This is a genomic window from Micromonospora sp. HM134 (genome assembly GCF_007833915.1).
Classification (GTDB): domain Bacteria; phylum Actinomycetota; class Actinomycetes; order Mycobacteriales; family Micromonosporaceae; genus Micromonospora; species Micromonospora wenchangensis.
Genome location: NZ_CP041061.1, coordinates 1701837 through 1717679, shown reverse-complemented (window position 1 = coordinate 1717679; position 15843 = coordinate 1701837). Strand labels below are relative to the sequence as shown.

General features: G+C 74.5%; 12 protein-coding genes and 1 riboswitch. Of the genes, 4 read left to right on the top strand and 8 right to left on the bottom strand.

Features of this window, described 5'->3' with window-relative positions:
- Nucleotides 1-18: 18 nt before the first annotated feature.
- The 6 genes from FJK98_RS07960 to FJK98_RS07935 all read right to left on the bottom strand — a co-directional run bounded on the left by FJK98_RS07960 (nt 19) and on the right by FJK98_RS07935 (nt 9600).
- Nucleotides 19-2139 (bottom strand): histidine kinase, encoded by a 2121-nt coding sequence (locus FJK98_RS07960; RefSeq protein WP_240762678.1) that lies wholly within the window; start codon nt 2137-2139, stop codon nt 19-21.
- Between the two features lie 38 nt (nt 2140-2177).
- Nucleotides 2178-2639: a hypothetical protein gene (locus tag FJK98_RS07955; RefSeq protein ID WP_145918446.1), complete on the bottom strand. Its 462-nt coding sequence runs from the start codon at nt 2637-2639 to the stop codon at nt 2178-2180.
- Between the two features lie 344 nt (nt 2640-2983).
- Nucleotides 2984-6175 carry a hypothetical protein gene (locus FJK98_RS07950; protein ID WP_145918445.1) on the bottom strand — a complete coding sequence of 1064 codons (3192 nt, stop codon included), beginning with the start codon at nt 6173-6175 and terminating at the stop codon, nt 2984-2986.
- Between the two features lie 197 nt (nt 6176-6372).
- Entirely contained in the window at nt 6373-6960 is a 588-nt protein-coding gene (pgsA, locus tag FJK98_RS07945; RefSeq protein ID WP_088645596.1) for a CDP-diacylglycerol--glycerol-3-phosphate 3-phosphatidyltransferase, read from the bottom strand.
- 77 nt (nt 6961-7037) lie between these two features.
- Nucleotides 7038-8588 (bottom strand): 30S ribosomal protein S12 methylthiotransferase RimO, encoded by a 1551-nt coding sequence (gene rimO / locus FJK98_RS07940; protein ID WP_370517015.1) that lies wholly within the window; start codon nt 8586-8588, stop codon nt 7038-7040.
- An 88-nt stretch (nt 8589-8676) separates the two neighbouring features.
- A complete protein-coding gene (locus FJK98_RS07935) occupies nt 8677-9600 on the bottom strand; it encodes an ornithine cyclodeaminase family protein (protein WP_168222397.1) in 924 nt (307 codons plus the stop codon).
- A gap of 92 nt (nt 9601-9692) precedes the next feature.
- A riboswitch (guanidine-III (ykkC-III) riboswitch) is annotated at nt 9693-9758 on the top strand.
- A gap of 58 nt (nt 9759-9816) precedes the next feature.
- On the opposite strand from FJK98_RS07935, the gene FJK98_RS07930 reads away from it, so the two are divergent.
- The gene (locus tag FJK98_RS07930; protein ID WP_145918443.1) at nt 9817-10131 is read left to right on the top strand and encodes a multidrug efflux SMR transporter; all 315 of its coding nucleotides are present in this window, start codon (nt 9817-9819) and stop codon (nt 10129-10131) included.
- On the opposite strand, the gene FJK98_RS07925 is transcribed toward FJK98_RS07930, so the two are convergent.
- Nucleotides 10075-10689, bottom strand: coding sequence for a DinB family protein (locus tag FJK98_RS07925; RefSeq protein ID WP_145918442.1), 615 nt, complete (start codon nt 10687-10689; stop codon nt 10075-10077). The two genes, FJK98_RS07930 and FJK98_RS07925, sit on opposite strands and share 57 nt — an antisense overlap.
- Before the next feature lie 146 nt (nt 10690-10835).
- Here FJK98_RS07925 and FJK98_RS07920 point away from each other — a divergent pair, with 146 nt between their 5' ends.
- Nucleotides 10836-11081 (top strand): hypothetical protein, encoded by a 246-nt coding sequence (locus FJK98_RS07920; RefSeq protein ID WP_088645592.1) that lies wholly within the window; start codon nt 10836-10838, stop codon nt 11079-11081.
- A gap of 102 nt (nt 11082-11183) precedes the next feature.
- Here FJK98_RS07920 and FJK98_RS07915 read toward each other — a convergent pair whose 3' ends face one another.
- Nucleotides 11184-13655 (bottom strand): DNA translocase FtsK, encoded by a 2472-nt coding sequence (locus tag FJK98_RS07915; protein ID WP_145918441.1) that lies wholly within the window; start codon nt 13653-13655, stop codon nt 11184-11186.
- A gap of 113 nt (nt 13656-13768) precedes the next feature.
- On the opposite strand from FJK98_RS07915, the gene FJK98_RS07910 reads away from it, so the two are divergent.
- Together FJK98_RS07910 and FJK98_RS07905 are read left to right on the top strand one after the other, a co-directional pair.
- A complete protein-coding gene (locus FJK98_RS07910) occupies nt 13769-14245 on the top strand; it encodes a YbjN domain-containing protein (protein WP_145918440.1) in 477 nt (158 codons plus the stop codon).
- Nucleotides 14242-15840: a YbjN domain-containing protein gene (locus FJK98_RS07905; protein WP_145918439.1), complete on the top strand. Its 1599-nt coding sequence runs from the start codon at nt 14242-14244 to the stop codon at nt 15838-15840. Before FJK98_RS07910 ends, FJK98_RS07905 begins: the two co-directional genes overlap by 4 nt.
- Nucleotides 15841-15843: the final 3 nt, after the last annotated feature.

Genomic DNA, 15843 nt, shown 5'->3' with positions numbered 1-15843 from the left:
CCCCGCAGCCCTCGATGATCATCCGGGCCCCTCGGTGACCACCCGTGGCCCCTCGGTGCCCGGCGGGGCATCTTCGGTGATCAAGAGGTTCGCGTCATCCTCCGGGCGGATTCTGACGCAAACCTCTTGATCACCGGAAGCGGGCGGGGCGGAAGCGGGCGGGGACGGGGTGGGTGGGGGCAGGGGCAGCCGGACCCGGATCAGGGTGCCGTGCGGGTCCCGGTCGACGATGTCGCTGCCGCCGCCCAGCTCGGCGGCCCGCTCCCGGATCGAGTCCAGCCCGACGCCGCCGGGCCGGCGGGCGACGATGCCGGTGCCGTCGTCGGACACCTCCACGACCAGCGCCCGACCCCGGCGCACCACCACGTCGCAGCAGGTCGCTCCGGCGTGCCGGGCCGTGTTGGCCAGCGCCTCGCCGACGATCCGGTACGCCGCCACCTCCACCGCCGCCGGCAGCCCGTGCAGCGGGTCCGCCACGCTCAGCCGTACGGTCAGGGTCGGGCCGTCGAAGCGCTGGCACTCGGCCCGCAGCGCCGACTCCAACCCCCGGTCCAGGGCCGCCGGGCGGAGCTGGTCGACCAGTTGGCGTACCTCGCCGGTGCAGGTGAGCAGGTCGTCGGCGAGCCCGTCGAGGATGCGGGCCAGCCGGGCCTGGTCGACGGCGGCGAGCTTGCGGGCCGCGCGTACCTGCATCGACATGCCGGCCAGGGTCGGCCCGAGCCCGTCGTGCAGGTCCCGGCGCAGCCGGCGGCGTTCCTCCTCCCGGGCGGTCACCAGGCGCTCCCGGGAGTCGCGCAGGTCGCGGATCAGCCGGGCGGTCGCGGCGGCCACCGAGGCGTGCAGCGCGACGTCGCTGAGCAGCCGCCGCTCGACCGGGGTGAACCGGGTGCCCGCTGCCCGCCGGGCCACCACCAGCCGCCCCACCCACTCGCCGTGGGTCACCATGTCGAAGCGTTCCAGCGCGGTGGTGGCCCGGCCGTGCGCGGCGTGCACCCGGGTGGGCCGCCCGTCGTCGGCATGCTCCCCGCCGAGTTCCACCGCCACGTACGGCACCTGGAGCGAGCGGGCGATGGTGCCGGTCAGCAGCGGCAGCACCGCCTCCGGTTGGACCGTACGCTCCAGCAGGTCACCGAGGCGGGCCAGCACCGCGTACGGCTCGTCACGGTCGCCGTAGAGCAGCCGGTTCACCCCGCGCTGCACCCGCCGCCGCAGCGGTTCGAAGGTCACCGCGATCAGGCCGGTGGCCACCAGCGAGGCGTTCGAGGTGTCCCCGCGCAGCACGAGGTCCCGCAGCAGGGTGACCACCCCGACGAACGCGGCGATCACCAGCAGGCTCATCACCAGCCAGACCAGGGTGCGGTTGATCACCTGTTCCAGGCCGTAGAGCCGGTAGCGGAGCACCGCCAGCGTCATCGCGCCCGGGATCGCGATCACCATCAGCACCCACGCGCCGGACAGGTTGAGCCAGTCCAGCAGGAAACCGAGCAGGAACAGCGCCCCGGCGGCCAGCAGGCAGGCGAGCTGCTGGCGGGCCTCGCCGACGGCCCGCCGCCAGCGTCGGGCGAGCGCCACCAGCACGGCGACCACCAGCAGCAACTCCACCCCGACGGTCAGCAGGGCGACCCGCACCAGCAGTCGCGCGGTCGGGTCGGTGGCCGTCGTCGCGGACAGCAGCAGGCCCCGGGGGTCGCTGGTCGCGGCCACCGCCAGCGCCACGGCCACCACCGCCGTGGTGACCACCAGCCCGACCGCGACCGGCCGGAAGCGCCGGCCCGGCAGCCGGCCGTCCGGGAAGACCAGCAGGGCCAGGAAGATCAGCCCGTACGGCGGCCACCAGAGCCACTGGCCCAGCCAGGCCACGGGGGTGAGGGCCGGCCAGCTCAACGCCAGCACCGCCGTCCCGGCGACGAGTCCGGCGGCCAGCATCAGCCGGCCGACCGGGTGACCGGGCAGCCCGGCGAGCACCAGCGCGCCGAGCGCGGTGAACGCGACGGCGATCGTGCCGGTCAGCGCCGCCGGCCCGAGCGCCGCCGGCTGCGGGTACCACCACTGGCCGGCCAGGACGAGCCCGGCGACGACCAGGCCCACCCCGGCCAGGACCCGGCGGGACGGGGACAGCGCGGCGATGGGCGACGGCACGGCAGGCCCTCCGGGGTGTCGGTCGGTGGTGGGATCGGTCAGTCGGCCCAGCCGGCGGCGTGCATCGCGTTGTGCAGCCAGTTGCCGGTGTCGTGTTCGAGGTGGTCGGGCAGGGTGCCGATCTCGTGCGGCAGGTCGGGGCCGTCCAGGCGGGGCAGTTGGGCCAGCGCCTGCTCCAGCGTGATCCGGGAGCGGGTGAGCACGTCCGGGTGGCTGCGGACGTACTGCGCCACGTGGGCGAGCACCGCGGTCAACCGCTGCCGGACGGCCTCGGGCTGCGCCGGGGCGGTGCCGGCGTCGAGGGCCTCCAGCCGCCAGTCGGCGGAGAAGACGGGGTGCAGCCGCCTTCCGGTGACGTCGAAGAACTCGACGGCCCCGGCGAGCTTCTCGCCGTGGTCGGCGGTCGACAGCAGGTCGGACAGGTCCTGGTAGACGTGGCAGAACGTGTCGTCGGCCGCGATCAGCACGATCCGTCGGTCGTCGCCAGCGGTCAGGGTCATGATCACTCCTCGGGTGCCGTACGCGGACGGCGGGGCCGGTCCCCCGGCACCCGTCCGCCGCAGCGTAGGTGGTCGACCGTCCACAGTGGCACCGCCGGGCGGGCCGGCGGGGTGGACGGTCGAGTCATCGTCACCCGCCGGCTGTCCCGCCGACCCGGGTCGGATGTCCCGACCCGGCGGGACCGATCGGACGGCGACCCCGCCCGGTGACCCGGGGGAAGCGCCTACGACGGCGACGGGGCCAGCGACGCGGGGGAAGGGTCCCGGCCGGCCCGGCGGGCGGGGGAAGGGTCCCACCCGCTCGGGCCGACGGGACCCTTCCCGGTCGGCACGCCCGGAGGCGGTCAGCCCGCCGGGTGCACGCTCACCGTGGTCGCCCGGGTCATGTCGGTCGCCGCGGTCACCTCCGGCAGTCCCTCGGTGTGCCCGCCGGAACGCACCCGGGACGACCAGTGGTCGTACCGCTGGCCGAGCTGCCCGACCCGGACGAACGCCGCGCTGGCCAGGCAGGCGCTCAGCGGGTCGCGCGGCTTGTCCGGCACGCTGGCCTGGACGCAGCCGGCGCCGTACTGACCCTGGTCACGCAGCGGGTCGAAGCCCGACCGCTCCCCGTCGCACGGGTTCCAGTCGAACGTCTGGACGCAGTCGGCGTAGTTGTCCACCGCCTGCGTCATCGCGTTGCGCAGGTGCTGGTGGGCCGACTGGTCGCCGTCGCTGCGCGGCCGGGTGTAGTCGGCGGGCAACCCCTGGCCGCCGAAGAGCAGGCCGGCGAGGCTGTCGTCGAGTTCCAGCGCGGTGCCCCAGCCCAGTTCGGTGTACGCCTGCAACAGCCGCAACGCGTCCGCGACCGCCTTGCCCTTCTGCCAGAGCACCCGGGACACCTCCCAGGTGTCGCTGCTCGGCGGGTTCGGCCCGGTGCCGGCCCGCATCACCCGGTAGAAGTACTTCTGCCGGCCGGACAGCATCGCGGCGGCCCTGGTGCGGGCGGACGTCGCCTGGGTGGCGACGACCGGGATCGCCGCCGACTCGAACGCCGGCTTGTACGTCCCCGGCCACCGATCGGTGAGGTACTTGTTCTCGTCGTAGCAGTAGCCCTGCGGGATCGGGGAACGGACGTCCCACGAGCAGAACGTGCCGATGGGGAACACGCGGGTGGCGGTCTGCACCTCCTGCCAGTCCCCGCCGGCCCACTTCACCCGCGACCGCAGGGTGATCTGGAGATCGCCGGTGGTGGTCTGGAACCGGGGTCCCTCGTGCTCCTCCACGTTGACGAAGTTCGCGTCGTAGCAGGTGGAGAACTCCGGGGCGTGTCCCGGCGGCATGGCGTGGCGGGCCAGGTGGAACGCGTTGGGCAGGTTGCTGCGGCGCACCGTCGACGGGATCGGCCGGCTGACCCGGCTCGCGCCGCACCCGCCGATCGACTCGGTCTCGGGAATCCGGTTCGCCGCCGGGAGTTCCTGGTCCGGGCTGCCCCACATGTCGTGCACCGGCAGGGTGTCGCTGCCGTTCCAGACCACCGCCTTGCGGACGTTCTCCACCTGGGCGTTCCAGTTGGCGACGGCGGTGCGGTAGTCGGCCATCAGCGCGGTGAACAACGGGTTGGTGCCGCCGTCGGCGGTCGGCTGGCTGAACTGCCGGACCCGCTCGTTGATGGTCCGTCCGGCCTCGGCGACGGCGTCGCCCCGCCCGGCGGCCACCTGGGCGGCGAACTGCGGGTTCTCCAGTTGCAGGATGTTGTAGACCCGGGCGGCGGTGGACCAGGCGGCGGCGTTGGCGACCGGGCCGACGGTCCAGGTGCCGCCGACCCGGTTACGCGCCCACTGGCCGAGGTAGTTGATCGAGCCGGCGGGCAGGTGGGTGTCGAGCACGCTGACCGGGTCGGCGAGGCTGGTGCCGGCCGGCGCGGTGAAGGTGCCCTCGTCGGCGGCGTTGACGGTGGCGAAGGTGAAGGTCGGCGACTCGGCCTTCGGGAAGTAGGTGCCCAGGTAGTCCGGGATCGGCTGCCCGGTGATCTCCTTGTGGTGCACGTACGTGGTGATCACCTGGTTGAGCTGGCTCTTGGCGATGTTCTCCAGGGCCACGTGGGTGGCGAGCGCCATCGAGTCGACCTTGCGTTCGATGGTCTGCAACTGGGTGGCGATCCGGCCCAGGTTGGCGCGTACCTCGTCGAGGCCCTTGGTGAGCGCGTCGAGCTGGGCGACCAGCCCGGCGTACATCTCCTTGAGCGCCGACTCGATCCGGTCGAACCGCTTGTCGATCCCCTTGGCCAGCCGGTCGATCTGCTGGCGCAGCTTGCCGATCTCCGCCTGGATCGCGGCGTTCGGGTCACCGCCCCCGGCGAACAGGCCGATCAGGCTCACCGCCGCGCCGAGCAGGTTGCCGGTCAGCACCGCCGTGCCCATCGCCGTCGCGGCCATGGTCAGCCCCTGCCCGAGCACCGTCGTCACGTACGTGTTGATCGCGGTCACCGAGGTCACCACGGCCTTGCCGATGGTCTCCAACTGCTTGCCGAACTTCTTGTCGACGAAGCCGACCAGGGTGGACAGCACCGTGACGGTAGACCCGAGACCCTCGAAGATCTTGCGGTTCGACTCGGTCTTCGCCTTCTCCGCGTCGATGACCGCCTGGCTGGGCTTCGGGTCCTGGTTGAGCGGGTACGTGTTGGCGTAGCCGACCACCTCGGTGATCCGGTTGTTGCCGTCGGTGTCGAGCACCTTCAGCGTCGCGTACGCCCGCTCCTGCACCAGCGCCTTGAAGGCGGTCGGGTCGCCGCGGACGTCGCGGATCGCGGACAGCGGCACGTAGTAGCCGAGGGTGCCGGTGTTGCCGTCGGCGCGCGGCTCGTGGATGCGGGCGGCAAGCAACCCGTCGACCGGGGTACGCACCCCGGTGCCGCTGCGCCCGGCGAACGCGCTGTCCCAGCCGGTGGCCAGCGCGTCGTCGGTGGCGGCCCGGCGGTGCAGCTCCCGCCAGGTGTCCTGGACCAGGTCCCGGGAACGGGCGTTCCACGCCGCGTCCTGGTAGCCGCCCCGGACCAGGTTCAACGCGTCCGGCACCACGTTCGCGCCCTCCGCGCCGACCGTGCTGGCCAGGAACGCCCGCACCGCCGGGCCGGTGGTCACCGCGCCGCTGGACTCGCCGAGCCGGGCCAGCACCGCCATCGCCACCGCGAACCGGGACCGGTCCTCGGCCCGTGCGTCGCCGACCGCCGCGTCGGCGACCGCCCGGGTGGTGGCCACGTGCCCCGCCACCTGCGTCGCGTCGGCACCCGGCTGGCCGGTACGCCAGTCCAGCAGCTCGGCCGTGAGCAGGGCGTCCTTCAGCCCGGCCGCCCCGGCGTCGCGTAGCTGCACCACCGCCCCGAACAGCGCCCCGTGCACCGCCTGCTCGTCGAACGGCACCGGGTCGGCGGCGCGGGCCGGGGTCTGGTGCATGGTGACCGCCAGCACCGCCGTGAGGCCCGCCGCCCACAGCCGGCGGCTGCGCCATCCGCCGCCCGGGGACCGTCCCCGGGCATGTCTCGTCGCTGTCCCCACCGCTGCTCCTCCCGCCACCGGGCGCAACCCCGCCCGCCGTCACCGGGCGTCGACCCGGCCGGGCCGACGCCGCACCGGGCCGCAGGGGGCCGGTGCGGTGACGACTCTGCGGGGCGGGGCGTCCCGCCCGGCAGGGACAGCCGTCCCGCCGCCCCGGGATTCCGGTGCGGCGGTTCAGCGGGAGCGGTACGGGCCGGTCAGGGCCGGGGGCGGCGCAGGCGCAGGGCCTGGGCGACGTAGTCGAAGCCGGTGACCACGGTGACCAGCACGGCGGCGGCCATGATCCACGGGCCGACGGCGGCGAGGGCGGCCGGCATCGGCCACAGGTACCAGGCGATGGCCAGGATCTGCAGCGCCGTCTTGAGCTTGCCGCCCCGGCTGGCGGCGATCACGCCGTGCCGGATCACCCAGAACCGCAGCCCGGTGATGCCCAGCTCGCGGACGAGGATCAGCACCGTCACCCACCAGGGCAGCCGGTCGTAGACGGAGAGCAGCACCAGGGCGGCACCGGTGAGCGCCTTGTCGGCGATCGGGTCGGCCACCTTGCCGACCGAGGTGACCAGGCCGAAGCGGCGGGCGATCCAGCCGTCCACCAGGTCGGTCATCGAGGCGAACGCGAAGATCAGGCAGGCGGCGATCCGCCACCCGGTGTGGGTCATACCGGAGGCGACCACCGACGCGGCGAAGACCGGCACCAGCACCAGCCGCAGCAGGGTCAGGCCGTTGGCCGCGTTGAGCACCGGCACCCGGGCCACCGGCGGCGCGGACTCCGCCGCCCCGGTCACCGCCGCGCCCCGCTCCGGCCGTCGAGGCCCACCTGGCACCGCCCCACCTGGCTCCCCCGCTCCGTCCGGGCCCACCGTCACCGTTCCGCGCCGGGCGCCGCCGAGATCATCTCATCCGGCACGGCGACCAGGTCGACGCCCTCGGTCGCGGTGACCGTGGCCCGGACCAGGTCGCCGGGGCGCAACGCGGCCAGGTCGACCCCGCCGCCGACCGGGGCGACCAGGGTGGTCGAGCCGTCGACCTCGGGGGCCTGGTGCGCCGCCCGGCCCTCCACCACACCGTCGTCGACCGTGTCGACAAGCACCTCGACGGTGCTGCCGAGGCGTTCCTCGGCCCGCTGCGAGCACAACTCGTCGGCGAGCGCGGCGAGCCGGTCGTAGCGGCGCTTGACGGTGGCGGCGGAGAGCTTGCCGGGCAGCCCGGCGGCCTCGGTGCCGTCCTCGTCGCTGTAGTCGAACACGCCGATCGCGTCCAGCCGCGCCTCGGTCAGGAAGCGGGTCAGCTCGGCCACGTCCTGCCGGGTCTCGCCGGGGAAACCGACGATGAAGTTGCTCCGCGCGCCCGCCTCCGGGGCCAAAGCGCGGGCGCTCGCCAGCAGCTCCAGGAACCGGTCGGTGGAGCCGAACCGGCGCATCCGGCGCAGCACCGGCTCGCTGGAGTGCTGGAACGACAGGTCGAAGTAGGGGGCCACGCCGGGGGTGGTGGCGATCGCCTCGACCAGGCCGGGGCGGGTCTCGGCGGGCTGGAGGTAGCTGGCCCGCACCCGGACGATGCCGTCGATCGCGGCGAGCTGCGGCAGTAGCTTCTCCAACGCCCGCGGGTCGCCCAGGTCCTTGCCGTACGACGTCGAGTTCTCGCTGACCAGCACCAGCTCACGGACGCCGGTCTTGGCCAGCCACTCCGCCTCGGCGAGCAGCTCGTCGGGGGTACGCGAGACGAACGCGCCCCGGAACGCGGGGATCGCGCAGAACGCGCACCGCCGGTCGCAGCCGCTGGCCAGCTTCAGCGAGGCCACCGGGCCGGTGTCGAGCCGGCGGCGCAGCACCTGCCGCAGGTGCGCCGGGGTGTGCTCGTCGGTCTCCGGCGCGACCCGGGCCGGGGTGCCGTGGCCGGGCAGCGACACCGCCGACTCCCGCCGGGCGACCGGGGTCAGCGGCAGCAGCTCGCGGCGGTCCCGGGGGGTGTGCGCGTCGACCGTCTCGCCGGCCAGCACCGCGTCGAGCCGGGCGGCGATGTCGGGGTAGTCGTCGAAGCTGAGCACCGCCTGCGCCTCGGGGAGGCTGTCGGCCAACTCCCGGCCGTACCGCTCGGCCATGCAGCCGGCGGCGACCACCTTCGCCCCGGTGTCGGCGGCGGCGAGCAGGGTCTGGATCGAGTCCTGCTTGGCCTTCTCCACGAACCCGCAGGTGTTGACGACCACCACGTCGGCACCCTCGCCGTCGGTGGTGACCTGCCAGCCGTCGGCGTGCAGCCGGGCGGCCAACTCCTCCGAGTCGACCTCGTTGCGGGCGCAGCCCAGGGTCAGCAGGGCGACCCGGCGGCCGTCGGCAGGCGACGGCTCCGGGTCGCGGCTCGGCGTCGGGCGGGCCGGGCCGACGTTGTCAGGCGTGGGGGTGGCGGACACCATCCGAGGGTACCGGGCGACGTCGCGGGCCCGACCGACGGCGGCGTGCGGTGTCGGCCGGTTCACCTCCCCGGCCGCCCGCAGGTGGTGGTCAGACGGCCGCCGCGCCCACCCGGACCAGCCGGTCCAGCAGGGCGACCTCGGTGCCGGCCAGGCCGGTGGAGCAGAACACCGACACCTGGTCCGCGCCGGTCCGGCCGGGGACCGCGCCGGCCAGCACCGCTCCCAGGTCCCGCAACCTGCCCGGGTACGGCCCGACGGCGGTCACCATCGGGGGGTCGTACGCCGCCGCCTGGGCCGGCGAGTCGGTGACCAGCACGTCGGCGGCGTCGAGCAGGTCGGTGCCGAACTCGTGCCGGTGCACCTGCTTGAAGCCGACGGTGTTGACGTGGGTGCCCGGGGCGAGGTCGGCGGCGGACAGCACCGGGGTGACGCTGGTGGTGGCGAGCACCACCACGTCCCGGTCACGGACCGCCTCGGCGGCGGAGCCGACGGCGCGGGCGGGTATCCCCAGCTCCGCGCGGACCCGGGCGGCGAACGCCTCCCGGCGGGCCGCCGAGCGGCTGTGCACGGTCACCTCGCGCAGGGGCCGGACGGCGGCGGTCGCCCACACCTGCGTCCACGCCTGCCCGCCCGAGCCGATCACGCCCAGGGTGGTGGCGTCCGGGCGGGCCAGTGCGTCGACCGCCACCGCGCCCAGTCCGCCGGTACGCCGGGAGCCCAGCTCCGCGCCGACGGCGATGGCCCGTACCGCTCCCGTCCGGGCGTCGTGCAGCACCACGAGCTGCTCGCCGGCCGGGTGGCCGAGGGTGTCGTAGGAGCGGAAGCCGTACCACTCGTCGGTGAGCTGCCCGGCGGTGAGCACCATCCGCCCGCCGGCCAGCGGTGCGGACGCCCGGGGCGGGGCGACGAGCCGGCCGGCGTGGGCGGCCAGCAGCGCGTCCCGCATCGCCGCGACGGTGGTCGGCGCGTCCAGGGTGGCGGCGACCTGCCGGTCGTCGAAGAGCAGCGTCATGCTCCCCATGCTGCAACCTGAAGCTGACTTCAGCTCAAGGTGCGGTGGGGAGGATCACCCCACCCCGCCGGCCGGCGGTGCTAGCGTCGGTCGTGGTGGCCCGCGCGGCCACCCCGGACGAGTCGCGGGCGTACCCGGTCAGGCCAAGACGCCCCGTACCGAACCGACTCGTCCCCGGCCGACGGCCCGGGACCCGCACCCCCGAGGTGATGCCCGATGGCCTGGATCGTGCTGGTGCTCTCCGGACTCCTGGAGACCGCGTGGGCGGTCTCCCTCGACCGCAGCGCCGGGTTCACCCGGCCACTGCCCTCCACCGTCTTCGCGGTCACCCTGGTCGCCAGCATGGCCGGCCTGGCGTACGCGCTGCGCGACATCCCCGTCGGCACCGGCTACGCGGTCTGGGTCGGCATCGGGGCGGTCGGCACCGCCGTGGTCGGCATGGTCGCCCTCGGCGAGTCGACGAGCCTGCCCCGGCTACTCAGCCTGCTGCTGGTGGTGGCCGGCGTGGTCGGCCTCAAGCTCTTCCACTGAGGAACCCCGGGAACCACCCGACGGGTCGGGGTGGACCGCCCGCGCACAACGCAGCAACCGGAGTTGGCCGACCTCGGCGACGTTCTTCATCAGCTCGGCGTTCACCCAGGCGACCATGTGGGCGACGGTGTACGCGGGGTCGTCCCGCCACGGGAACGACGCGGTCGCATCAAGGTCGGCGTCGCCGAGCTGGTCGAACACCGCCAACCACGCGGCACGCAGGTCACCCAGCCACGCCACCGTCCGGTCCCGGTCACCGGGCCAGCCGATCTCGGTACGCTCCCGCGGCCTGCGCCCCCGCGCGTGGTCGGCAGCGACCGTCCACCACCAGCCGATGTGCCAGGTGATCCAGCCGATCGTCGGCACCGGGACCGGGTCGGGCTCGACGTCCGCCCAGTCCGGCACCCACCCGCCGTCGGCGGCCGGGCGCACCGTCCAGCAGTGCGGCACCGGCTCCCAGAGCAGGTCCGCCGGCTCCAGGCGTTGCAGGTGGTACTCGAACAGGGACCAGGTCAGATCGAACTGCGACCGCAACAGGTCACGACGGGATGCCGGCATCGGGTGACCCTGCCACACCGGCGGGCCCCGGATCGATCGGAATTCCCGCGCCGACACGCAGGCGGGCAGCCCGGTGCGTAGTTTCCGTCCGGTGTGGGTAGTGATCGATCAACACAGCACTCAGGCCCCCGACCACGGAGGACGTCATGGCCGACATCCACGCCCCCGCCCGCCCGCGTACCAACGCCGCCCGCATCTGCACCATCCTGGCGTTCGTCTTCGCCGTCGTCGCGCTGCTGATCGCGCCGGTCATCTTCGGCATCATCGGCCTGGCGCTCGGCATCGTCGGCGCGGTGCTCGGCGACAAGCCGCTGGGCTGGTACGCCGCCGCGGCGAACGTGGCCGCCATCGTCCTCAGCCTCGTGCTGATCAGCGCCATGATGAACAGCTGACCAGACGCACCCGCGCGAACGGGCCCGCCGGATTCCCGGCGGGCCCATCGCACGTCCCGGCCCGGTCGGGGGGTCTACGCCCCCACCGGCGCGCCCGTCGGGTCAGTCCACGTCGCCGCGCAGGCCGACCAGCACCTCTTCCAGCTCGTCCGGCTTGACCAGCACGTCGCGGGCCTTGGAACCCTCGGACGGGCCGACCACCCCCCGGGTCTCCATCAGGTCCATCAGCCGGCCCGCCTTGGCGAAGCCGACCCGCAGCTTGCGCTGGAGCATCGAGGTCGAACCGAACTGCGAGGTCACCACCAGCTCCACCGCCTGCACCAGCAGGTCCAGGTCGTCGCCGATGTCCTCGTCGATCTTCTTCTTGCTGTCCTGCGCCGGGGCCAGCACGTCGGAGCGGAACTCCGGCTCACGCTGGTCCTTGCAGAACTTCACCACGTCGGCGATCTCACGTTCGGTCACCCAGGCGCCCTGGATGCGGACCGGTTTCGACGCGCCCATCGGCAGGAACAACCCGTCGCCCCGACCGAGCAGCTTCTCCGCGCCCGGCTGGTCGAGGATGACCCGGGAGTCGGCAAGCGACGAGGTGGCGAACGCCAGCCGGGACGGCACGTTCGCCTTGATCAGGCCGGTCACCACGTCGACGCTCGGCCGCTGGGTGGCCAGCACCAGGTGGATGCCGGCGGCGCGGGCCAACTGGGTGATCCGGACGACCGAGTCCTCCACGTCGCGCGGGGCGACCATCATCAGGTCGGCCAACTCGTCCACGATCACCAGCAGGTACGGGTACGGCCGCATCTCCCGCTCGCTGCCCGGCGGGGCCTTGATCTCGCCGTTGCGCACCTTGCGGTTGAAGTCGTCGATGTGCCGGACCCCGTTGGCGGCGAGGTCGTCGTAACGCATGTCCATCTCGCGGACGACCCACTCCAGCGAGTCGGCCGCCTTCTTGGCGTTGGTCACGATCGGGGTGACCAGGTGCGGGATGCCCTCGTAGCCGGTCATCTCGACCCGCTTGGGGTCGATCAGCAGCAGCCGCACCTCGTCCGGTGTGGCCCGGGTCAGGATCGACACCAGCAGGGTGTTGAGGCAGCTCGACTTGCCCGCGCCGGTGGCCCCGGCGATCAGGATGTGCGGCATCTTCGCGAGGTTGGCCACCACGAAGCCGCCCTCGATGTCCTTGCCGAGGGCCACCACCATCGGATGGTGGTCGCTGGTCGCGGCCCGGGACCGCAGCACGTCACCGAGCGCGACGTTCTCCGGGTCGGTGTTGGGGATCTCCACCCCGACCGCGCTCTTGCCCGGGATGGGGCTGAGGATGCGCACGTCGGGCGACTTCACCGCGTACGCGATGTTGCGGGAGAGCTGGGTGATCCGCTCGACCTTGACCCCGTGGCCCAGCTCGACCTCGTAGCGGGTGACGGTGGGGCCCCGGGTGAAGCCGGTGACCTCGGCGTCCACCCCGAACTGGTCGAAGACGCCGGTCAGCGCGGCGATCACCTCGTCGTTGGCCTTGCTGCGGGTCTTCGGGGCCGCGCCACCGGTGAGCATGTTGGCCGGCGGCAGCACGTAGTCGCCGGCAAGCCCGGTCAACGCGAGCTGCTCGGCGCGGGTGGGCGGGGCGGAGTGCTCCGGCGGCTCCACCGGCTTGCGGCTGGCCGGCACCCGGCTCGCCGGCCGGCGGGGCAGCACGATCGTCTCCTGGAGGTCGACCTCGGGGCCGACGTCGTCGAAGTCGTCGGGGTCGGGCGGCGGGGGCGCGGCCTTGCGGGCCGGGCGTTTACGGGCCGGCTTCGCGACGGCCTCCGTCGGCTCCGCCTCCTCCTGCGCCGGGGCCTCGGGCGGGGCGACCAGCGTGCCGGCGAGCAGGCCGAGCCGCTCCGGGATCTTGTTGATCGGGGTGGCGGTCACCACCAGCAGGCCGAAGACGAACAGCAGGATCAGCAGCGGCATGGCCACCCAGGCGGTCACCGCCCGCTCCAGCAGGTCGCCGATGCCGGCGCCGACGAGACCACCGGCGTAGTCACGCTGCACCGGGTCGATCGGATTTTGTCCGATGTGCAGCATCGCCGCCGTGGCGACCAGCATGGAACCCCAGCCGACCAGGCCCCGGCCCCGGTGCTCCGGGTCCACCGGGGTCCGCATCAGCCGCCAGGCGCCGATCATCAGCAGCACCGGCACCACCACCGCGATCGCGCCCAGGAACAGGCGCACGGTGTCGGCCAGGCGCGCGCCGAACGGGCCGGCACCGGAGAACCAGATCGCCACCGCGCTGAGGATGGCCAGCCCGAACAGCAGCAGGCCGGCACCGTCGCGGCGGTGCTCCGGGTCCAGCTCCCGGGCCGAGGCGGCCTGCCGGCCGGCGGCCCGGAAGCCCCAGCCGACCCCGTGCGCCAGGCCCATCCACAGTGCCCCGACGGCCCGGCCCACGTAGGCCGCCGGAGCGGGCCGGGGGGCCGGCCGCCGCCGGGCCGCCGCCCGGGTGGTCTTCTTCGCCGGCTGACGGGCACGACTGTTCGTGGTGCCACGCGGCGACGCGCCGCGTCGCCGGCTCGCCTGAGAGGTACGGCCCGCCATAGAGTCACCGTAACGGCGTTACCCGGCAGATCGCCGCTTTTCCGGGTCGTGTCCGCGCGTCGCAGCACGGACCACGCCCGCAGACGTGTTATTCGCCTCAGAAGGGATGCCCGATGGCGTCGCCTGCTTTCGCGGACCGTCCCGACCCCCTCGCGGGTCACCCGCAGGCCCTGCGTCCGCTGACCACCGACCTGGTGGCCGCCGTGCTGGGCACCCGGGGGTACGTCGTCGTCGCCGACGGCGACGGGGACCTCGTCGGCCGCTGGGACGACAGCCTGATCTGGTTCCTGCGCCAGGGCGGCCACGGCGAGCTGCTCCAGGTCCGCACCCTGGCGGCGGCGACCTTCGACATCGAGCACGTGCCGGCGCTCTACGCCTTCTGCAACGCGTGGAACCACGAACGGTTCTGGCCGAAGGCGTTCGTGCACGTCGACGACGACGGCCGGGCCCAGGTCTGCGGCGAGGTGATCACCGACCTGGAACGCGGGGTCACCCCGCACCAGCTCGACCGGTTGCTCGACTGCGGCATCACCGCCGGCTGCCAGCTCGCCGCCGCCGTCGGCCAGCTACCCGGCCGGACGCCCGGATGACCGGCGGGTTCCGTCCCGGGGCGGACGGGCCGCCCGCGCCGCGCGACCCGGGCCTGGCCGCCGCGTTCGCCGACGCCGGGGACCTGCCCGACGGGGAGGCCCGGCTGGCCGAACTCGACCGGATCGCCGCCCGCGCCGACGCGCTGGGCGACCCGCACTCCGCCCTGGACGCCCGGTTCGCGCTGGTGGCGGCGTACCTGCGGCACGGTGGACGGTGGCGGATCATCGAGCCGGTACGCCGCCTGCTGGCCGCCGTGGACCGGTCCCCGGAACTGCTCGACGCCCGCCCCGGCGACGCGGAGCTGCTGCGGCGGCACCTGCGCCAGGCGGTGGAGGCCGCGATCGGCACCCCCCGGATCGGGCTGGACCAGGCGTACACCCTCCTCGACGCGATGGCCCGCCGGGTCGGCGCGGACGCCGGCGTGGTCGCCCAGCTGCGGTGCCGGCTCGCCGACCACACCGGCGACGAGCCCACCGCCCGCCGGTGGTACGACAGCTGGACGGCCGCCGCGCCGGACCCGGAGGGCGGCTGCCCCGCCTGCCTGGCGGTACGCCGCGCCGAACTGCTCGCCGGGTGGGGGGACGACCGGGGCGCGTTGGAGGCGCTGCGCCCCGCGCTCGACGCCGACTGCACCGACCAGCCGGAACGGGCCCTCGCGGTGGGGTTGCTGCCGTGGCTGCGCACCGGGGCGGCCGGCCAGGCCGCGACGGCGCACCTGCGGGCGTACCGACGGCACCGGCGGGAACGGGCCGCGTTGCCGTACCTGGCCGCGCAGTTGCGGTTCTGCGCGCTGGCCGGGCACCCGGACCGGGCGCTGGACCTCCTCGCCGAGCAGTTGCCCCGGCTGGACCACCCCTACGACGACCTGTCGGCGATGGAGTTCGCCGCCGCCGGGGCGCTGGTCTGCGCACTCGCCGCCGAGTCCGGCCGGGACGCCCGCCGGGTCCGCCGTCCCGGTCACGCCGACCGGCCCGCCGCCGACCCGGACGTGGCGACCCTCGGCACCGACCTGCTGGCCGAGGCGACCCGGCTGGCGGGCAGCTTCGACGCGCGCAACGGCACCGGGCACCACGCCGGCCGGATCGCCGCCTGGCTGGCCGAACGGCCGACCGCCACGCCGGTGCCGCTGCCGGAGCCGGACGGCGTCGACGACCCGGCCGACGAGCCGTTCCTGCCCTCCGCCGAGGAGCCGGCCCCGCTGAGCCTGGCGCAGCTCACCGCCGTGCTGGACACCCGGGGCGACGTGTACGCCGTCGACGCCGGTCCGGTGGTGGTCGGCCGCTGGGACGAGGCGGTCGTGCAGTTCCGCCTGCTGGGCCGGGACGGGGAGATCCTGCACGCCCGGGTGGTGGCGGCCCGGCGGCTGGCGGCGGGCCGGCTCGCCGAGGCGTACGAGTTCTGCAACGCGTGGAACCACGACCGGCTGCTGCCGAAGGCGTACGTCCACGAGCTGCCCGGCGGTGAGCTGGTGCTGGCCGGCGACGTCACCACCGACCTGGCGTACGGGGTGGCCCCGGCGCAGCTCGGCATCCTGGTCGACGCGGCGGTGAGCACCGGCGTCGCGTACGCCGACGCGGTCGCCGCCCTGCCCTGACCG